We start from the raw sequence: 19,451 nt of genomic DNA on the forward strand, positions 1-19,451 counted from the left end.
GCCACGGCGTACGATGACTTGCCGTACACGAGGGGTGGGGCCGTGGACCGTGCAGATGTCGGCGCGCTCGTCCAGTCCGCCGTCGACGGTGACGCGGCGGCCTGGAAAGCGCTGGTGGAAGGGCTGAGCCCACTGGTGTGGTCGGTGGTGCGCGCCCACCGGCTCTCCGATGCCGACGCGCACGAGGTCTACCAGACCGTCTGGTTCCGCTTCGCCCAGCACCTGGGGCGGATCCGGGAACCGCAGAAGGCGGGCGCATGGCTCGCCAGCACCGCGCGGCACGAGAGCCTGAAGGTGCTCAAGAGCCTGCGGCGGATGACACCGACCGACGATCCGCAGCTGCTGGACCGGGTCAGCGAGGACCGTACGCCCGAGCAGACGGTGATCGACTCCGAGGAGGCGGCCGCCGAGAGCGAGCGCGTCCGGCGGCTGTGGCAGGAGTTCGAGGAACTGGGGGAGCGCTGCCGGCAGTTGCTGCGGGTCCTGATGGCCTCGCCGCCGCCCAGCTACCAGGAGGTGTCCGCCGCTCTGGGGATCGCCGTCGGCAGCATCGGGCCACTGCGCCAGCGCTGCCTGCGCCGTCTGCGGGCCCGACTCGACGCACGGGGAGCATCGTGAACGCCACCGACCGGGACGGCTTCGACGAGAACGAGGACGCCCTGCACGAGGACGAGTTCGACGGCGGACCGCTGGAGGAGGAGCTCCGTGGCGCCGCCGCCGTCCTGGACCCGGTGCCGGCTCAGCTGCGCCGTCTCGCCGTCGACGCCTTCGCACTGCACGACCTGGACGCCCGGCTCGCCGAGCTGACCTTCGACTCGCTGGTCGACGCCATCCCCGTCCGGGGTGTGACGGACGCGCCGCGGATGCTGACCTTCCGCAGCGGTGACCTGACCGTCGACGTCGAGGTGACCGCCCAGGGCCTGATGGGGCAGCTGCTGCCGCCGCAGCCGGCCCGGATCGAGGTGCTGGGCGGCCCGCAGCCCGCGGTGCCGGACACGCTGACCGCCGACGCCATGGGCCGCTTCGCCGGCAACGTGGCGCCCTCCGGCCCGTTCGCGCTGCGCCTGCGGGCCGGCGGGGAGGTGGTCGTGACGGAGTGGCTGCGGGCCTGAGCAGCGGCCGGGCCCGGCCCAGGCGTCTCACCAGGTGCAGGGGAGGTCCACCGGCCCCCCTGCCCATGTGGTCACCGCGTGAGGGCGTCCACCAGGTCTGCCAGCGCCGAGGCGAGCCGGGACAGCCCCGGTCCGGCCGGCCCTCCGGGCTCGCTCATGTACGTGTCCCGTCGGATCTCCACCATCAGCGCGGAGACCCGGGTTTCGCTCCCGTGGTACCGCAGCGGTACGTACGTCCCGCTGAAGGGGCTGTCGAGCCCCGTCTCCCCGATCCCCGCGAACGCCTCCCGGGCCGCGTCGAGCAGCGCGGGTGGGGTGTGGAAGGGGTCGGTCCCCAGGCACACGGCCGGCCGTGCTCCGTCCCCGTGCAGCTCGTACGGCAGCCGGACGCTCGGATATGAGTGCACGTCGACGACCACGGCCCGTCCGGCGGCGGCCAGCCGTCCGGAGACGGCGTCGGTCATGGCGCGCGCATAGGGCCGGAAGTACCGCTCGACCAGCGGCTCCGGATCGAAGTCCGTGCCCCGCAGCGCATCCCCGTGCGTGGTCCGCGTGTACACGGCACCCATGCCGGCGGCGAGCATCTCCTCCCGCTCGTCGGGGAACCGCTCCGGGTCGACGACCAGCCGCGACAGCCGGTTGACGAATCTGAAGGGCGTCACCCCGGCCTGCTCCGCCGCACCCTCGGCGATCCGGTCCGTGTACGCGTCCACGATGTGGTCCAGCTCGCGCTCCAGAGCCCCGTCGTCCAGCAGGATCCCCGCCCGCACGTCCGCCGGTATCCGACGGGCGGCGTGCGGCACGTGCAGGATCACGGGTGAGTCGCCGGCTCCGGGCAGCAGCTCGAAGGAGGACGGCGTGGGGCTGGTCATGGGCGGCTCCGGGGTCGTCGGCGGGGTGATCACGATCAAGGTGTCACATCGCCGTCGCGTCCGCCGGACACGGCTCCGCCCCGGCCGGACGGTGCACCGGTCGGGGCGGAGACGGAAGGGGCGGCTCTTCGGTCCTGGGCGTCAGCTCAGGGAGGCGAGCGCCTCGTTCCAGGTGGCCGACGGGCGCATGACCGTCGCGGCCTTGGCCGGGTCGGGCTGGTAGTAGCCGCCGATCTCGGCGGGCTTGCCCTGCGCGGCGATCAGCTCATCCACGATCTTCCGCTCGTTCGCGGCGAGCGTCTCGGCGAGCGGCGCGAAGGCCTTCGCCAGGTCGGCGTCGTCGGTCTGCTTCGCAAGCTCCTGCGCCCAGTAGAGGGACAGGTAGAAGTGGCTGCCGCGGTTGTCGATGCCACCGACGCGACGGGTCGGGGACTTGTCCTCGTTGAGGAAGGTCGCCGTGGCGCGGTCCAGGGTGTCCGCGAGGACCTGGGCGCGGGCGTTGCCGGTGACCTGCGCGTACTGCTCGAGGGAGGGGACCAGCGCGAAGAACTCACCGAGCGAGTCCCAGCGCAGGTAGTTCTCCTTGACCAGTTGCTGGACGTGCTTCGGCGCGGAGCCGCCGGCGCCGGTCTCGAACAGGCCGCCGCCGGCCATCAGCGGGACGACCGACAGCATCTTGGCGCTGGTGCCCAGCTCCAGGATCGGGAACAGGTCGGTCAGGTAGTCGCGCAGCACGTTGCCGGTGACCGAGATGGTGTTCTCGCCGCGGCGGATGCGCTCCACCGACAGCTTGGTGGCCTCGACGGGAGCCAGGATGCGGATGTCCAGGCCCTCGGTGTCGTGCTCCGCCAGGTAGGCGTCGACCTTCTCGATGAGGTTGGCGTCGTGGGCGCGGGTGGCGTCCAGCCAGAAGACGGCCGGGTCGCCGGTGGCGCGGGCGCGGGTGACGGCCAGCTTCACCCAGTCCTTGATCGGGGCGTCCTTGGTCTGGCAGGCGCGGAAGATGTCACCGGCGGAGACGGTCTGCTCGATGACCGCGTCGCCGTTGCCGTCGACCAGGCGGACCGTGCCCGTGACCGGGATCTCGAAGGTCTTGTCGTGGCTGCCGTACTCCTCGGCCTTCTGCGCCATGAGGCCCACGTTCGGGACGGAGCCCATCGTCGACGGGTCGTAGGCGCCGTTGGCGCGGCAGTCGTCGATCACGGCCTGGTAGACACCGGCGTACGAGGAGTCCGGCAGCACCGCGAGGGTGTCGTGCTCCTGCCCGTCGGGGCCCCACATGTGGCCGGAGGTGCGGATCATGGCCGGCATCGAGGCGTCGACGATCACGTCGGACGGCACGTGCAGGTTGGTGATGCCCTTGTCGGAGTCGACCATCGCCAGCTCCGGGCCCTCGGCGAGCTCGGCGTCGAAGGAGGCCTTGATCTCGGCGCCCTCGGGCAGGGCCTCCAGGCCCTTGTAGATGCCGCCCAGGCCGTCGTTCGGGGTGAGGCCGGCCGCGGCGAGCTTGTCGCCGTACCGGGCGAAGGTCTTCGGGAAGAAGGCGCGCACCACGTGACCGAAGACGATCGGGTCCGAGACCTTCATCATCGTGGCCTTCAGGTGCACGGAGAACAGCACGCCCTCCGCCTTCGCCCTGGCGACCTGCGTGGTCAGGAACTCGCGCAGTGCGGCGACACGCATCACGGAGGCGTCGACGACCTCACCGGCGAGGACCGGTACCGACTCGCGCAGGACGGTGGTGGAGCCGTCGTCGCCCTTGAGCTCGATCCGCAGGGTGCCGTCCTCGGGGATCACGACGGACTTCTCGGTGGAGCGGAAGTCGTCCACGCCCATGGTCGCCACGTTCGTCTTGGACTCGCCGGTCCAGGCGCCCATGCGGTGGGGGTGGGTCTTGGCGTAGTTCTTGACCGAGGCGGGGGCGCGGCGGTCGGAGTTGCCCTCACGCAGGACCGGGTTGACCGCGGAGCCCTTGACCTTGTCGTAGCGGGCGCGGATCTCGCGCTCCTCGTCGGTCTTCGGGTCGTCCGGGTAGTCCGGAAGCGCGTAGCCCTGGCCCTGGAGCTCGGCGACCGCGGCCTTCAGCTGCGGGATGGACGCCGAGATGTTGGGCAGCTTGATGATGTTGGCCGCGGGCGTCTTGGCCAGTTCGCCCAGCTCGGACAGGGCGTCCGGGATGCGCTGGTCCTCGGTGAGGTACTCCGGGAACACCGCGATGATGCGGCCGGCCAGCGAGATGTCCCGCGTCTCCACGGCGACACCCGCCTGCGAGGCGTACGCCCGGACCACCGGCAGGAAGGAATACGTCGCCAGGGCGGGGGCCTCGTCAGTGTGCGTATAGATGATGGTCGAGTCAGTCACCGGGTGCTCCGCTCCACGTCTGCAACATTGCTCGACATCAAGATATCTCGTGCCGGGCCCCCACTCGAACGGGGTCCGCGTGAATCCGGGCATCCGGATCCCCGCCCGCCGCCCCGGTGGCCGAGCACTGCCGGCCGGCTCCGCCCGGGGCGGCCTGACACCGTAAGAAGCGGCAGGTCACCGGGCGTGTCGCGGACGCCCGGCGCCCCTTCGGCGGTCGGCCGCTCAGTCGATGCGGAAGGCCGCCATGTCCTCCGTCTCCCCGGCTCCCCGCTGCTGTGGTATCGACACCGGGCCCTGCTCCAGCGAAACCCGCCGGGTCGGGGCCGGGATACGGATGCCCTCGGCCCGGTACCGCCGGTGCAGCCGCTTGATGAACTCGTGCTTGATCCGGTACTGGTCGCTGAACTCGCCGACACCCAGGATGATCGTGAACCCGATCCGGGAGTCGCCGAAGGTGTGGAAGCGGACCGCCGGCTCGTGCTCCGGGACGGCCCCGTCGATCTCGTTCATCACCTCGGCGATGACGTCCATGGTCACCCGCTCGACCTGCTCCAGGTCGCTGTCGTACGCCACGCCCGCCTGGAGGAGGATCGTCAGCTGCTCCTCGGGCCGGTTGTAGTTGGTCATGTTGGTCCCCGCGAGCTGCCCGTTGGGGATGATGACCAGGTTGTTGGAGAGGTTGCGGATGGTGGTCTGCCGCCAGTTGATGTCGGTGACGTAGCCCTCCTCGCCGCTGCTCAGCCGGATGTAGTCGCCGGGCTGGACGGTCTTGGAGGCGAGGATGTGGATGCCCGCGAAGAGGTTCGCGAGGGTGTCCTGGAGGGCGAGGGCGACGGCCAGGCCGCCGACACCGAGGGCGGTCAGCAACGGCGCTATGGAGATGCCCAGGGTCTGGAGCATCACCAGGAAACCGATCGCCAGCACCACGACCCGGGTGATGTTCACGAAGATCGACGCCGACGCGGCGACCCCGGATCGGGACTGGGCGACCGAACGCACCAGCGCGGCGACCGCCCGTGCCGCGGACACCGACACGACGAGGATGAACAGCACCGTCAGGGACTGGTTGACGTGGTGCTGGACCGTCCGGGTCAGCGGCAGCACGCCTCCGGCCGCCGCCGCGCCGCCCACGACCGCCCCCCACGGCACCACGGTCCGCAGGGCGTCCACGATGACGTCGTCGCCGCCCCAGCGGGTCCGCAGGGCGTGCTTGCCCAGCCAGCGCAGCAGCGTGCGCAGCAGGAACGCCGCCAGCAGACCGGCCGCGAGGGCGATCCCGGCGAGCATGAGGTCGTCCAGGGTCAGCGCGCGGGTCATCGGTCACCTCCGGGGAAACAAGCTGCGGCATACCGGATGTGAAGTCGCGTCACGTTGTCACCTGCTCGAAGACGGGATGTGCGAGCGCGCCGTCCCGGAGTGCGGGGCGGCGCGATCGCTCATCCTGCCGTATCAGGCACGCCAGTTCGTACCTGGTCCGGCGGCCGGATCGCGCGGCTCAGACGATTCCCTCGGCCATTTCCGCCTGTTCCCGGTCCGTTCCGTACGCGGCGCTGGTGGGCGTTCCGTACGAACGGCGGGCGACGTACCACCACGCGGTGGCGAGGACGAGTACGACGACCAGGGCGACGGACGCGTAGTTCATCGTGTCGACCGTCACCGGCGAGGACTGCGGCAGACAGAACAGGACGGTCACGCAGGCCACCCACACGACCGCGATCCAGCCGATCGGCCTGCTCCAGCGGCCGAGGTTCCACGGTCCCGGCGTGAACCGGTCCCCGGCGCGCAGCCGCAGGTACACGGGGATGACGTAGGCGGGCGTGATGCCGATCACGTTGATGGCGGTGACCGCCCCGTACGCCGTCGCGGAGTACAGGGACGGCAGGGCGAGCAGGCAGGCGACGCCCACCGCCAGCCAGACGGCGGGAACGGGGGTCTGGGTGCGGCTGCTGACCTTGCGCCACAGCGCCGAGCCGGGCAGGGCCCGGTCCCGGCTGAACGCGAAGACCATCCGGCTGGCCGCCGCGACCTCGGCGTTGCCGCAGAACAGCTGGGCCACGATCACGACGAGCAGCAGCGCGCTCGCGCCGTCCGTGCCGAGGCCGTCGAGCAGGATCTGGGCGGGCGGCACGCCCGTCTCGCTGGCCCGCGTGGCGGCGTAGTCCTGGATCGCGAAGGTCAGGCCGGCGAGCAGCACGAAACCGGCTATCCAGGACGCCCAGATGGCCCGGACGATGCCGCGCGCCGCCGACACCGACGCGTTGGCGGTCTCCTCGGAGAGGTGGGCCGAGGCGTCGTAGCCGGAGAACGTGTACTGCGCGAGCAGCAGGCCGATCGCGGCGACGTAGACCGGGTTCTCCCAGCCGGTCTCGTTGACGAACTCGGTGAAGACGAAGGACGGCGACTGGTGGTGGTCGGGGACGATCGCCAGGGCGCCGACGATGAGCGCGACACCGGCGAGGTGCCACCACACGCTGATCGAGTTGAGCACGCTGACCAGGCGGACGCCGAAGAGGTTCAGGGTGGCGTGCAGCAGCAGGATCACCATGAAGATGACGAAGGTCTTCTCCGGTGTCGGCTCGAAGCCCCACTGGAGGTTCAGGAAGGCGCCCGTGAACAGCGCGGCCCCGTAGTCGATGCCGGCGATCGCGCCGAGCAGACCGAGCAGATTCAGCCAGCCCGTGTACCAGCCCCAGCGGCGGCCACCGAGCCGGTCGGCCATGTAGTACAGGGCCCCGGACGTGGGATAGGCGCTGGTCACCTCGGCCAGCGCGAGGCCCACGCACAGCACGAACAGGCCGACCCCGGCCCAGCCCCACAGCATCACCGCGGGTCCGCCCGCGCCCATGCCGAACCCGTAGAGGGTCATGCAGCCGGACAGGATGGAGATCACCGAGAAACTGATCGCGAAGTTGCCGAACCCGCCCATACGGCGGGCGAGCACCGGCTTGTAGCCGAGTTCGCGCAGGCGCTGTTCCTCGTCCTGCGGCGGGAGGGCGTTGCTGGACATGCGCATCCTTCGGTTAGGCGGAACGGGACAGTCAGGGGCGGCGAGCGGTGGAGCGGCTGCGGGCCTGGAGGAAGACGTCCACGGCGGCTTGGCCCGACGGGTCCGTGGTGCGGTGCGCCCAGGGCAGGGGCGCGTAGTACGGGCCGATCGCGTCGAACACCCGGGCCGCCTCCGGGAACTGAAGGGCGCCCCACAGCGCGTGGGCGAGATGGTTGAGGTCGAGCGGGGAGCGCTCGGCGGCGACGGTGAGCTCGAACCAGGAGTGGAACGCCCGCCGGGCCTCCCGGGTCGCGTCCTCGGCGACCCAGTGCAGATCGAGGGCGGCGTCGTTGCCGCCCGCCCGCCGGTAGCGCTCGACCCGCACGTACAGCGGCAGGACGTGCAGCGCGGAGCCCGGCGGCGCCCCGTCGGCCGCCCACTGCGCGAACCCGACCGCCTCCGCGAGCCGCCCCGAGGTGGCCCGTCCGAACAGGAACTGGAGCATGCGGTGATGGGCCTCGCGGTTGTACGGATCGCGCTTGCCGGCCTCCGCGAGCAGTCCCCAGGGGCCGGGCGGCAGCATCGGCTCGGGCGCCGCGACCCGGTGCTCGTCCCAGCGCTGCTCCCCGTCCAGCCGGGCCAGCGCCAGCAGGCACACCCACGGCACCGGGTCCTGCGGGCTCGCGCGGGTGGCGGTGTCGGCGGCCAGCCAGGCCTCGTGCCACAGCTCCTGCGTTCGGCGGTGGTCCCCGCGGGCGGCGCGCAGCGCGCGCTCCACCACCACCCGGGCGTGCATCACCACGGCCGGGACGCTGTCCGGCTCCTCGGCGAGCCAGGCCCGCACCACGTCCGTGCCGGCGGCCGCGGCCGCCAGGACCTGGGTGCGCTGCGTCCACTGCCACCACGAGGAGGTCTCGGCGAGCAGCGTGCGCATCGACATCCAGCGTCCGGTGCGTACCTCCTGCAGGGCCGTGCGCAGCGCGGCGTCGGGTCCCGCCGGGTCGTAGGCGGGTCGTGCTCCGTCTCTGGCCATCATCCGCCCGTCCCCTTCAGCGGGTGGACGGGAACGGCTGGCTGGAGTAACAACAGGGCTCCCCCGAGCGGCGGTTGACAAGGTCACGTCCGGTCGGCCGTCACTATAGAGGCGGAGCTTCCGCATTCTCCTCATGGATCGCCGATCCCCGCGGGCTTCCTCGTGTCACCTGTTCACCATGTGAGCTGACTGCCCGTCAGTGGCGCTTGACTCCGTGCGGCGGCCGACGGCAGGCTGTCGCACCGTGATCGTCTGATGGAGCCGAAAGGGGGCTCGATGACAGGTCCCGTGCTCGCCGTCGATCAAGGCACCTCCGGCACCAAGGCGCTGGTGGTCTGCCCCGAACGCGGGGTCCTCGGAACCGGGTTCGCCGCCGTGCACCCCCGCCCGCTGCCCGGCGGCCTGGTCGAGGCCGACCCCGCCGAGCTGTACGGCTCGGTGGTCGAGGCGGGCCGCCACGCCCTCGCCGAGGCCGGTGAACCCGTCGTCGCGCTCGGCCTGGCCAACCAGGGCGAGACCGTGCTCGCCTGGGACCCGGTGACCGGCCGCCCGCTGACCGACGCGCTCGTCTGGCAGGACCGCCGCGCCGAGACCGTGTGCGCGGAACTCGCGGCCCACGACGACGAGTTGCGGCTGCTCACCGGACTGCCGCTCGACCCGTACTTCGCCGCGCCGAAGATGGCCTGGATACGGCGGCACCTGACCCGTGAGGGAGTCGTCACCACCAGCGACGCCTGGCTCGTGCACCGGCTCACCGGCGCCTACGTCACCGACGCCGCCACCGCCGGCCGCACCCAGCTGCTCGACCTCGACCGCACCCGCTGGTCGCCACGCGCCCTCGACCTGTACGGCATGTCGGGCGAGCGGCTCCCCGAAGTCGTCGACAACGCAGGCCACTTCGGCACCACCACCGCCTTCGGCCCCGAGATCCCGCTCACCGGCCTGGCCGTCGACCAGCAGGCCGCGCTCCTCGCCCGGCGCGTCACCGGGCCGGGCGGCGCCAAGTGCACGTACGGCACCGGCGCGTTCCTCCTCGCGCACACCGGGGACACGCCCCGGCGCGGCAGCTCCGGCCTGGTCAGCTGTGTGGCCTGGCGGCTCGCCGGAGACGCCGCGTACTGCCTCGACGGGCAGGTCTACACGGCCGCCTCCGCGGTCCGCTGGCTCACCGGTCTCGGCGTGCTGGGGAGCGCCGCCGACCTCGACGCCGTCGGTGCCACGGTCCCCGACAGCGGCGGGGTCACCTTCGTGCCCGCCCTCGCCGGTCTCGCCGCCCCCTGGTGGCGCGGCGACCTGCGCGGCTCGCTCACCGGGCTCGGCCTCGACACCGGCCCCGGCCATCTGGTGCACGCCCTGTGCGAGGGAATCGCCGCCCAGGTGGTCGCACTCGCCGACGCGGCGGCCCAGGACCTCGGCGCACCGCTGGACGCCCTGCGCGTCGACGGCGGCCTGACCCGCTCGGCGCTCCTCATGCAGACCCAGGCCGACCTGCTGCAACGCCCGGTGGAGGTGTCGGCGCTGCCCGACGCCACCGCCCTCGGCGCCGGCGCGCTGGCCCGGCTGGGCGTGGAGCCGGGGCTGACCCTGGCGGACGCGGTGCCCGACCAGAAGCCCGCCGCCGTGCACGAGCCCCGGATCGGCGCCGACGAGGCCGCCGAGCGCCTCGCCACCTTCCGCGGGGCCGTCGCCGCCCTGCTCGAGCGGACGCCCGGATGACCCCGGCGTACGACGTGGCGGTCGTCGGGGCCGGAGTCGTCGGCAGCGCGATCGCCCGTGAACTCGCCCGGTACCCACGGCTGCGCGTCGCCCTCGTCGAGGCCCAGGACGACGTCGGACAGGGCAGCTCCAAGGCCAACACCGCGATCCTGCACACCGGGTTCGACGCGGTGCCCGGTTCGCTGGAGGCCCGGCTGGTGCGCGAGGGCGCCCGCCTGCTCGCCGCGTACGCCGCCGAGTCCGGCATCCCCGTCGAAACCGTCGGTGCCCTGCTCGTCGCCTGGGACGAGGAACAGCTCGCCGCGCTGCCCCGCCTCGCCGAGAAGGCCGAGGCCAACGAGTACCACGCGACCCGGCTGCTCGGCCCGGCCGAACTGTACGCGCGTGAACCCCACCTCGGCCCCGGCGCGCTCGGCGCCCTGCACGTGCCCGGCGAGTCCGTCATCTGCCCCTGGACGACGACCCTGGCGTACGCCACCCAGGCGGTCCGGCACGGGGCCGAGCTGCACCTGGACACCCGGGTGACGGACGTCGACCGGCGCGACGGGATGCACGTCCTGACGACCGGCGCGGGCACCACCCTGCGGACCCGCTGGCTGGTCAACGCGGCCGGGCTGCACGCCGACACGCTCGACGCCCGGCTCGGGCACCGCGACTTCACGGTCACGCCGCGCCGCGGCCAGCTCATCGTCTTCGACAAGTTCGCCCGCGCGCTGGTCCGCCACATCCTGCTGCCGGTCCCCACCGCGCTCGGCAAGGGCGTCCTGGTCGCCCCCACCGTCCACGGCAACGTCCTGCTCGGCCCCACCGCCGAGGACCTGGACGACAAACGGGCCACCGGCTCCACCGCCGACGGACTCGCCGCCCTGCGCCACCAGGGCCGCCGGATCCTGCCCGGGCTGCTCGACGAGGAGGTCACCGCCGTCTACGCCGGCCTGCGCGCCGCCACCGGGCAGGACGACTACCGCATCCGCGCCCACCCCGGCCAGGCGTACGTCACCGTCGGCGGCATCCGCTCCACCGGCCTGACGGCGTCCCTCGCGATCGCGGCCCATGTCACCGGCCTGCTCACCGGGGCGGGCCTCGATGCGGGCCCCGCCCGCGAGCTGGAGCCGGTGCGCATGCCGAACCTCGGCGAGGCCGTCCCGCGCCCCTGCATGCGCCCCGAACTCATCGCTGCCGACCCGCAGTACGGCACCCTCGTCTGCCACTGCGAGCGCGTCTCCCAGGGCGAGATCCGCGACGCCCTCGGCAGTACGATCCCGCCGCGCACCCTCGACGGACTGCGCCGCCGCACCCGGGCCCGGGCGGGCCGCTGCCAGGGTTTCTACTGCGGGGCCGCGGTACGGCAGCTGTTCGAGGAGGCCCGGCGATGACGGACGCACGGCAGGTCGACGTGCTGGTCGTCGGCGCGGGCCCCGCGGGACTCGCCACCGCCGCCACGCTGGCCGCCGCCGGGGTGGGACGGGTGGAGGTGCTCGACCGTGAGCGGCAGGCCGGCGGGGTGCCGCGGCACTGCGCGCACGGCGGCTTCGGCACCTGGCTGCACCCGCTGACCGGCCCTCGGTACGCCCGCCTGCTCACCGCCGCCTGCGTACGCGCCGGAGCGGTCGTCCGCCCCGGCGTGACCGCGTTGGACTGGGCGGGCCCGCTGACTTTGACGACGGTCGGCCCGCACGGCCTCGAGGAGATCACCGCGCGGGCGATCGTGCTGGCGACGGGCGCCCGTGAACGCCCCCGCGCCGCCCGCCTGGTGCCGGGTACCCGCCCGGCCGGCGTCTGGACGACGGGCGAACTCCAGCAGGCGGTCCACCTCTACGGACAGCCGATCGGCAGCCGGGCCGTGGTGGTCGGCGCGGAGGACGTCTCCTACGCCGCCGCCGGCACCGTACGGGCGGCCGGCGCCCGGGTCGTCGCCATGGTCACGGACCTGCCCGGCCCCGGCACCGCGCCCGCCCGGGCCCTCGACGCCCGCCTGCGCAAGGGCATCCCGCTCCTCACCCGCACCGCAGTCACCGAACTCCTCGGCAACGGCCGCCTGTCCGGCGTCCGCGTGCGCCACCGCGACGGCCGTACGACGGTCCTGCGCTGCGACACCGTGGTGTTCACCGGCGACTTCGTCCCCGACAGCGAACTGGCCCGGCGCGGCGGCATCGCCCTGGACCCCGCCACCCGCGGCCCGTCCGTGGACGGCGCCCTGCGCACCTCACGCCCGGGGGTGTACGCGGCCGGAAACGCCGTGCACGCGGTGGAGCGGGCGCCTGCGGTGGTGCGGGAGGGTGTGCGGGCGGCTGGTGCGGTGCTGTCGGGGCTCGGCGTCATGCATCCGTGAACGAGTCGTGCCGGCTGCCGGCGCCGGACGGTGAAGCGGGCGGCATGCGTGCGCCTCGGTCCCGGCGTTTCGTCGTCGGTGGCGCCCGGGGACGCCGTTGCCGGGTCGCGGCGTCCCCGGCCGGTGAGCGAGCCGTGGCGAGTGCCGTGACCGGGGGTGAAGGGGGCGGATGTCGCGCGGCCCGCCCGGGTGCGCCCGCCGTACCGCCGCGGCGCCGGAGGCCCGGGCTCAGCCGTCCGTGAACGAGCCGTGCCGCCCGGCCCCCGCGGCGAAGCGGGCGGCGCCCTGCAGGCTCTCCGCCAGCACACCCGTGCCGTGGCGCAGTTCGCCGCGCAGCGCCGCAGGTTCGTCCAGGCCGTCCTGCTCCAGGACCGAGGCGCGGTCGGCGCGCAGGCAGGCCTGCGGGAAGTGGGCGATGCCGGCCGCGAGTGCCTCGGCCTCGGCGCGGGCACGGCCGGTGGGGACGAGGCGGTTGGCCAGCCCGATGTCGTAGGCCTCCCGGGCGGGTACCGGCCGCCCGGTGAGGATCATGTCCAGGGCGCGGCTGGTGCCGATCAGCCGGGGCAGCCGTACCGTGCCGCCGTCGATCAGGGGGACGCCCCAGCGGCGGCAGAACACCCCGAAGACGGCGTCGTCCTCGGCGACGCGCAGATCGCACCAGAGCGCCAGTTCCAGGCCGCCCGCGACGGCATGACCCGCCACGGCGGCGATCACCGGCTTCGTCAGCCGCATACGGGTCGGGCCCATCGGCCCGTCGCCGTCCTCGGCGACCCGGTTGCCGCGTTCGGTGCCGATCGCCTTGAGATCTGCCCCCGCGCAGAACGTGCCGCCCTCACCCCACAGCACCGCCACGCGTGCCTCGTCGTCCGCCTCGAACGCGCGGAAGGCGGCGGCGAGCTCGGCCGCCGTCGGGCCGTCCACCGCGTTGCGGGCCTCGGGGCGGGACAGGATGACGGTGGTGACGTGCCGCTGACGCTCGACGCGGACCGGCATGGTGGAGCCCCCTTCGTTTCGTCCTCGTGTTCGTCGAAGGGCAGCACGCTACTGGTCCGGGCCGGCTTCAGATCACCTTCAGCCGCACCAGCGCGCCCAGTGTCAGCGCCCCCGGCAGCAGCGGCAGCCAGACGGTGATGACGCGGTACGCCAGGACGACAGCGGTGGCCACCGCGGCCGGGCTGCCCGCCGCGACCAGGGCCACGATCAGCGCCGCCTCGACCGAGCCCAGCCCGCCCGGCGTGGGCACCACGGCGACGGCGACCGTCGCGGCCAGATACGCGACGACGATGTGCCACAGCGGTATCTCAAGACCCAGTGCCAGCCCCACCGCGACCAGCCCGGCCGCCTGCAACGCGGGGAACGCCAGCGAACCGCCCCACAGGGCCAGCGCCCGTGCCGGGCGGGTGTGCACCGAGCGGGCCTCGCCCAGCGCCGTGCGCAGGAAGGAGAACACGGCCGTGCGCAGCCGCCGTACGAGCAGCAGCACCGCCGCCGCCAGGGTGAGCGCGGCCAGCACGAGCAGCAGCGGACCGGCCGCGTTCTCCGGCAGCAGCGTGCCGAGCCGCAGCGCGCCGGGGAAGGCGATCAGCAGGACGGCCAGCATGCCGACCCGGGCGATGCTCTCGGCGAGCAGATAGAGCGCCACCGCGGCCGAGGAGCGGGCCAGCGGCAGCCCGCACACCGTCATGAACCGCAGGTTGACCGCGCTGGAGCCCAGCCCGGTCGGAAGCATGTGGTTGGCGGCCATCGCCGCGACCTGAGTGGCGAGCAGCCGGAAGCCCGGGAGCCGTTCGACGACCGCGCCCTGCCGGGTCACCGCCATCGCGACCCAGGTCAGACAGGTGGCGCCGCCCGCGGCCAGCAGCCACGGCCACTTGGCCGTCGCCAGGTGGTGGAAGCCGTCGGCGAGCACGTCGCGGTGCCGCACCGCGAGGTAGGCCACGAAGGCGAGCGGGATCAGGCCGAGGAGCAGCCGGAAGGGAATGCGTCCAGGTCGCCGTCCCGCGCGTTGTCGTTCTGCCGCTGTCACACTTCGAGAGGTTTTCCGCACCGCCTCAACTGCGGGTTGCGGAAGCGGGGACGGGGGATGACGTGCGGGGAGCGGACGGACAACGATCTCCATGAGGGTATGTGCGGGAGACTTGACCTCAAGTTTGGTCGAGGTTCTACGGTCGGTCGCATGAGCATGGAGACCACGGCGTGGACGCAGTTGTACAGCGTCATGAACGCCACACAGGAACGCCGCGCCTTCGCCCGCGCCACCCTGCGCCGCATCGCCGCGTTCGCCCGCCCGCACCGCCCGCGGATCGTGCTGTTCGTGCTGCTCGGGGTGGTGACCGCGCTGCTCGCCGTCGCGACCCCCGTCCTGGCCGGACGCGTCGTCGACGCGATCGTCAGCGGCGGCGACGAGCGGACCGTCGTGCGGCTCGCGCTGCTGATCGCGCTGATCGCGGTCGTGGAGGCGGCCCTCGGCATCCTCGCCCGCAGGATCTCGGCGGCGCTGGGGGAGGGACTCATCCTCGATCTGCGGACGGCCGTGTTCGACCATGTGCAGCGGATGCCGGTCGCCTTCTTCACCCGCACCCGCACCGGAGCGCTCGTCAGCCGGCTCAACAACGACGTGATCGGCGCCCAGCGGGCGTTCAGCAACACGCTGTCCGGCGTGGTCAGCAACCTCGTGACGCTGGTGCTCACCCTCGCCGTCATGCTCACCCTGTCCTGGCAGGTCACGCTGCTTGCGCTGATGCTGCTGCCGGTGTTCGTGATCCCGGCCCGGCGGATGGGCAGCCGGATGGCCGGGATGCAGCGGGAGGCCGCGACGCTGAACGCGGCGATGGGCACCCGGATGACCGAGCGCTTCTCGGCGCCCGGAGCCACCCTTGTCAAACTCTTCGGCCGGCCCGAGGAGGAGTCGGCGGAGTTCGCCGTCCGGGCCCGCCGGGTCGCGGACATCGGCGTCCGTACGGCGACCGCGCAGTCCGCGTTCATCACCGCGCTGACCCTGGTGTCGGCCCTCGCGCTGGCCCTGGTCTACGGCCTCGGCGGCTGGTTCGCGCTGCGCGGCAGCATGGAGCCCGGCGCCGTGGTGGCCCTTGCCCTGCTGCTGACCCGCCTGTACGCGCCGCTGACGGCACTCGCCGGGGCGCGCGTCGAGGTGATGAGCGCCCTCGTCAGCTTCGAGCGGGTCTTCGAGGTGCTCGACCTCAGGCCGCTCATCGAGGACAAGCCGGACGCCGTCGACGTGCCCGAGGGGCCGGTGGCGGTCGAGTTCGCGGACGTCCGCTTCGGCTACCCTGCCGCCGACAAGGTCTCGCTCGCCTCCCTGGAGGAGGTGGCCGCCCTCGACGGCCGGGGCGGCGCCGAGGTCCTGCACGGCGTCTCCTTCCGCGCCGAACCCGGACGTACCGTCGCCCTCGTCGGCTCCTCAGGCGCCGGAAAGTCGACGATCGCCCAACTGCTGCCGCGCCTGTACGACGTCGACGGGGGCACCGTCCGCGTCGGCGGCGTCGACGTCCGCGACCTGAGCGCCGGCTCGCTGCGCGCCACCGTCGGCATGGTCACCCAGGACGGTCACCTGTTCCACGACACGGTTCGTGCCAACCTGCTGCTGGCCCGCCCCGCCGCCAGCGACGGCGAACTGTGGGACGCCCTGCGCCGGGCCCGCCTGGACACCCTCGTCCGCTCCCTCCCCGACGGTCTCGACACCGTGGTCGGCGAACGCGGCTACCGCCTCTCCGGCGGCGAGCGCCAGCGCATGACCATCGCCCGCCTGCTCCTCGCCCGCCAGCGGGTGGTGATCCTCGACGAGGCCACGGCCCACCTGGACAACACCTCGGAGGCGGCCGTGCAGGAGGCCCTCACCGAGGCACTCCAGGGCCGCACGGCCCTCGTCATCGCCCACCGCCTGTCCACCGTGCGGGCCGCCGACCTGATCCTCGTCCTCGAAGGCGGCCGCGTCGTCGAACAGGGCACGCACGAGGGGCTGCTGGCGGCGGGCGGACGGTACGCGGAGCTGTACCGGACGCAGTTCGAGGAGGGCACCGAGGAGGTGGCGGAGGCGGCGGTGGTGTAGGCAGCGGTGGTGCAGGCGTGCCCGCGGTCCTCCGGCGCACGGGAAGGTGACGCGGCACGACCGGGACCGCGCCCGGTTGACCTGGAGCGATGGGTACTTGCCTCACCGCGCACAGCCAGGGGCGCACGCCCCGGCCGTGCTTCGGGCCGGGGCAGGATGGCCGTGCCCCGACGACCAGGCGATCGGCGGGGGCACGGAAGGAAGGCGCCCGATGTCGTACCCGGACCCGAAAGGAAGCCGGCGGTACCCGCTCGCGGCGGAGCGGCTCGGACGGCACTTGCAGTGGACGGCCCTGCGCGAGGCGATCGCATCGGTGCGGGACGAGGGCCGCGCCCTGCTGCTGTGCGGAGAGGCGGGCATCGGGAAGACGGTTCTCCTGGAACAGGCAGGGCAGTTCGCCGCGGATCGCGGACTGCGGCTGCTGCGGGCCGCCGGAGCCGAGAGCGAGAAGGACCTGCCCTTCGCCGTCCTGCACCAGCTGCTGTGGACGCTCCGGGACGAGACACGGCAGCTGACACCGGCCGGCCGCACGGCACTGGAGCGGGCCCTCGGCATCTCGGCGGACGGCGCGGCCGGTTCGTACACGGTCTCCGCGGCGGCCCTGGAACTTCTCGACGCCGCCTCCCGGCGTCGCCCCCTGGCCCTGCTCGTCGACGACCTGCACTGGACCGACACCTCCAGCGCCGAGGTGCTGCATTTCGTGCGGCGCCGCCTCGCCGGTCTACCGGTGGTGCTGGTCGGCACCGTACGCGAGGAGGCGCTGCCCGCCCTCGACGCCTCCGGCGGGCGCGTCCTCGACCTCACCCCGCTGACCGACGCGCACGCCGAGGGACTGCTGCGCGAGCTGCACCCCGATCTCTCGGACCCCGCGCTCCGCCGGATCGTCCGGGAGGCGGCCGGCAATCCGCTGGCGCTGGTCGAACTTCCCGGCCGGCTCGGCGCACCGCACCGAACCGGCAGCCTGCCCCTGCCGGACCGGCTGCCGCTGGGGGAGCGCCTGGAGGGCATGTTCGCGCGGCGGGTGGCGGCACTCGCGCCGTCGGTGCGCTTCACCCTGCTGCTGTGCGCCCTCGCCGGTCACGACGGTCAGAGCCTGCACCTCGTCGCGGCAGCCGCCCGGGCGGCCGGCGCCGACGCGGTGGCGGAGGACCTGGCCGGAGCCGAACGCGGCGGGCTCGTGCACATCGACGAACCGACCGCGCTCGTCCGCTTCCGGCATCCCCTCGTACGGTCGTCCCTGGCCGGCGGCGCGACCGGGGCCGAACGGCGCCGGGCGCACGCCGCCTGGGCGCGGGTGCTGCCCTCGGGAGGCCTGCGCCAGGTCACCCACCTCGCCGCCGCCACGGCCGTGCCCGACGAGGCAGTGGCGCGGGCGCTGGACGAGGCCGCCCGGCTCACGGCGTGCCGGGGCGGCGACGCCGAGGCCGCCCGGCTCCTCGCCCGCGCCGCCGCCCTGAGCGGCGACGCCGAGGGGCGGGGACGCCGGCTCACGGCGGCGGCGTCCGCCGCGCTGCGCGGCGGGCGGATCGACATGGCGTCCCGTCTGCTCGGCCAGGCCGTCGCGGGCGGGGTGCCCGAGGACAGCCGCGACACGCTGGACTTCACGCGCGCCCAGGTCCGCATGCAGAGGGACGGCGACTTCGGGCCCGCCGTCTCGCTGCTGCCCCGGATCCTCGACGGCGTCACCGGCCCGCTGCGCCTGCAGTGCCTGTTCCTGCTGTACCTCTGCGCCGGCTACACCGCCGACCCGCAGGTCTGGCAGGCGGCCCGGGCCCGGCTGGGCGGCGCGCCCGACCTGGCGTGGCTCGGCCATGACGTGTGGCACGACCCCGCCCGCCGTGCGCAGGGCGGCCGGGAACGCCTGGAGGCCGCCCTCGGGGCCTTCTCGGGGGCGGACGAGGGCGACACCGCCCAGGTCTGGCTGTTGCTGTGGGCCGCCGTCGGCCTCGACGCCGTGGGGGACCGGAGCGCGCTCTGGGAGCGGCTCGCCCACCGCCACTCGTACACCACCCAGGCACTGATCGCGTCCGTGTCCGCCTACGACGACTACCTGCACGGGCACTGGGACCGCTGCGTCGAGCGGGCCCGGGCCGGCGCGGACGAGGCACGGGCGCGCGGGTTCCTCTTCAACGAGCGGACGTTTCGGTACAAGGAGGGCTATGTCACGGCGGCCCGGGGGCAGCGGCAGGCAGTGGAGGACCTCGTCGCCGTCCTCGGCCCCTGGGCCGCCGCCCACGGCCTCACCTTCGTCACCCACCGCCTGCGCGCGATGCAGGCCCTGTGCGCGCTCGCCCTCGGCGACGCCGGGACGGCCTACGCGCACGCCTCCTCGCTCACCCCGCCCGGCACGCTGCCGGCCGACGTCGCCCAGTTCCATCTGGTCTTCCTGGACCTGGTGGAGGCGGCCGTGCGCTCCGGCCGTACCGAAGAGGCCCGCCGGCACGTGGCTGCGGGCCGGGCCGCCCGGATGGACCTGATCTCGCCCCACCACGAGTTCGTCCTGCTCGCCGCGCAGGCGCTCGTGAGCGACGACGCCGACACCGCCTGCGCCGCGGTGTACGGCTGCGCCCACGCCGGGGACTGGCCCTTCGAGCTGGCCCGGGTCCGGTTCCACCACGGGGCCTGGCTGCGCCGGCGCGGCCGCAGGGCGCAGGCGCGGGAGCGGCTGGCCGCGGCCAGGGACGCCTTCGCAGGCCTCGGTGCCGGCCCGTGGCGGGACCGGGCCGAGGAGGAGTTGCGCGTCTGCGACGAGGCGAGGGCGGCGGACGCCGTCGACCGGCTGACGCCGCAGGAGCTGCGGATCGCCGCACTGGTCGCGGAGGGGCTGACCAATCGGGACATCGGTACGCGCCTGCAACTCTCCCCGAAGACGGTCGCCAGCCACCTCTACCGGCTCTACCCGAAGCTGGGCGTGACCACGCGCGCCGCCGTGGCCCGGGCCCTGAACGGGCGGGCGGAACAGTGAGG

Annotated in this window: 13 protein-coding genes and 1 pseudogene; 7 read left to right on the forward strand and 7 right to left on the reverse strand. The window is 73.7% G+C overall.

Annotated elements, in window-relative coordinates:
* The first annotated feature begins 42 nt into the window (after positions 1-42).
* On the forward strand, positions 43-618 hold the full coding sequence (locus ACIHCM_RS07950) for an RNA polymerase sigma factor (RefSeq protein WP_399890858.1): 576 nt from the start codon (positions 43-45) through the stop codon (positions 616-618).
* Positions 615-1,112: a hypothetical protein gene (locus ACIHCM_RS07955; RefSeq protein WP_399890861.1), complete on the forward strand. Its 498-nt coding sequence runs from the start codon at positions 615-617 to the stop codon at positions 1,110-1,112. Before ACIHCM_RS07950 ends, ACIHCM_RS07955 begins: the two co-directional genes overlap by 4 nt.
* Before the next feature lie 71 nt (positions 1,113-1,183).
* Here ACIHCM_RS07955 and ACIHCM_RS07960 read toward each other — a convergent pair whose 3' ends face one another.
* From ACIHCM_RS07960 to ACIHCM_RS07980, 5 genes are all read right to left on the reverse strand, one after another.
* Positions 1,184-1,984: an N-formylglutamate amidohydrolase gene (locus ACIHCM_RS07960; RefSeq protein WP_399890864.1), complete on the reverse strand. Its 801-nt coding sequence runs from the start codon at positions 1,982-1,984 to the stop codon at positions 1,184-1,186.
* A 141-nt stretch (positions 1,985-2,125) separates the two neighbouring features.
* Complete coding sequence (locus ACIHCM_RS07965) at positions 2,126-4,345, reverse strand: NADP-dependent isocitrate dehydrogenase (protein WP_399890866.1); 2,220 nt, start codon at positions 4,343-4,345, stop codon at positions 2,126-2,128.
* A 225-nt stretch (positions 4,346-4,570) separates the two neighbouring features.
* Positions 4,571-5,665: a mechanosensitive ion channel family protein gene (locus tag ACIHCM_RS07970; protein WP_399890869.1), complete on the reverse strand. Its 1,095-nt coding sequence runs from the start codon at positions 5,663-5,665 to the stop codon at positions 4,571-4,573.
* Between the two features lie 178 nt (positions 5,666-5,843).
* The gene (locus ACIHCM_RS07975) at positions 5,844-7,361 is read right to left on the reverse strand and encodes an amino acid permease (RefSeq protein ID WP_399890872.1); all 1,518 of its coding nucleotides are present in this window, start codon (positions 7,359-7,361) and stop codon (positions 5,844-5,846) included.
* Between the two features lie 25 nt (positions 7,362-7,386).
* Entirely contained in the window at positions 7,387-8,367 is a 981-nt protein-coding gene (locus ACIHCM_RS07980) for a hypothetical protein (protein ID WP_399892178.1), read from the reverse strand.
* A 276-nt stretch (positions 8,368-8,643) separates the two neighbouring features.
* On the opposite strand from ACIHCM_RS07980, the gene ACIHCM_RS07985 reads away from it, so the two are divergent.
* The 3 genes and pseudogenes from ACIHCM_RS07985 to ACIHCM_RS07995 form a co-directional block, all read left to right on the forward strand.
* Entirely contained in the window at positions 8,644-10,083 is a 1,440-nt protein-coding gene (locus ACIHCM_RS07985) for an FGGY family carbohydrate kinase (RefSeq protein ID WP_399890876.1), read from the forward strand.
* Positions 10,080-11,459, forward strand: a complete 1,380-nt coding sequence (locus ACIHCM_RS07990; protein ID WP_399890879.1) for an FAD-dependent oxidoreductase — start codon at positions 10,080-10,082, stop codon at positions 11,457-11,459. The genes ACIHCM_RS07985 and ACIHCM_RS07990 overlap by 4 nt, the downstream gene beginning before the upstream one ends.
* Positions 11,456-12,397 (forward strand): annotated as a pseudogene (locus ACIHCM_RS07995) (NAD(P)/FAD-dependent oxidoreductase); the annotation flags it as partial. The gene ACIHCM_RS07990 and the pseudogene ACIHCM_RS07995, both read left to right, overlap by 4 nt.
* A gap of 246 nt (positions 12,398-12,643) precedes the next feature.
* On the opposite strand, the gene ACIHCM_RS08000 reads toward ACIHCM_RS07995, so the two are convergent.
* Both ACIHCM_RS08000 and ACIHCM_RS08005 read right to left on the reverse strand, forming a co-directional pair.
* Positions 12,644-13,408, reverse strand: coding sequence for a crotonase/enoyl-CoA hydratase family protein (locus ACIHCM_RS08000; protein ID WP_399890882.1), 765 nt, complete (start codon positions 13,406-13,408; stop codon positions 12,644-12,646).
* Positions 13,409-13,475: 67 nt separating this feature from the next.
* Positions 13,476-14,441 (reverse strand): YbhN family protein, encoded by a 966-nt coding sequence (locus tag ACIHCM_RS08005; protein WP_399890885.1) that lies wholly within the window; start codon positions 14,439-14,441, stop codon positions 13,476-13,478.
* Between the two features lie 150 nt (positions 14,442-14,591).
* On the opposite strand from ACIHCM_RS08005, the gene ACIHCM_RS08010 reads away from it, so the two are divergent.
* Positions 14,592-16,484, forward strand: a complete 1,893-nt coding sequence (locus ACIHCM_RS08010) for an ABC transporter ATP-binding protein (RefSeq protein ID WP_399890888.1) — start codon at positions 14,592-14,594, stop codon at positions 16,482-16,484.
* 211 nt (positions 16,485-16,695) lie between these two features.
* Positions 16,696-19,449: an AAA family ATPase gene (locus ACIHCM_RS08015; RefSeq protein ID WP_399890890.1), complete on the forward strand. Its 2,754-nt coding sequence runs from the start codon at positions 16,696-16,698 to the stop codon at positions 19,447-19,449.
* The last annotated feature ends 2 nt before the right edge of the window (positions 19,450-19,451 follow it).

The organism is Streptomyces sp. NPDC052023 (assembly GCF_044548465.1).
GTDB lineage: Bacteria > Actinomycetota > Actinomycetes > Streptomycetales > Streptomycetaceae > Streptomyces.

Excerpts from the sequence above, each read along its gene's own strand:
- ACIHCM_RS07970 (WP_399890869.1), bottom strand. The coding sequence starts at position 5,665 with ATGACCCGCGCGCTGACCCTGGACGACCTCATGCTCGCCGGGATCGCC.
- ACIHCM_RS07960 (WP_399890864.1), bottom strand. The coding sequence starts at position 1,984 with ATGACCAGCCCCACGCCGTCCTCCTTCGAGCTGCTGCCCGGAGCCGGC.
- ACIHCM_RS08000 (WP_399890882.1), bottom strand. The coding sequence starts at position 13,408 with ATGCCGGTCCGCGTCGAGCGTCAGCGGCACGTCACCACCGTCATCCTG.
- ACIHCM_RS07985 (WP_399890876.1), top strand. The coding sequence starts at position 8,644 with ATGACAGGTCCCGTGCTCGCCGTCGATCAAGGCACCTCCGGCACCAAG.
- ACIHCM_RS08015 (WP_399890890.1), top strand. The coding sequence starts at position 16,696 with ATGTCGTACCCGGACCCGAAAGGAAGCCGGCGGTACCCGCTCGCGGCG.
- ACIHCM_RS07980 (WP_399892178.1), bottom strand. The coding sequence starts at position 8,367 with ATGGCCAGAGACGGAGCACGACCCGCCTACGACCCGGCGGGACCCGAC.
- ACIHCM_RS07975 (WP_399890872.1), bottom strand. The coding sequence starts at position 7,361 with ATGCGCATGTCCAGCAACGCCCTCCCGCCGCAGGACGAGGAACAGCGC.
- ACIHCM_RS07990 (WP_399890879.1), top strand. The coding sequence starts at position 10,080 with ATGACCCCGGCGTACGACGTGGCGGTCGTCGGGGCCGGAGTCGTCGGC.
- ACIHCM_RS08010 (WP_399890888.1), top strand. The coding sequence starts at position 14,592 with ATGAGCATGGAGACCACGGCGTGGACGCAGTTGTACAGCGTCATGAAC.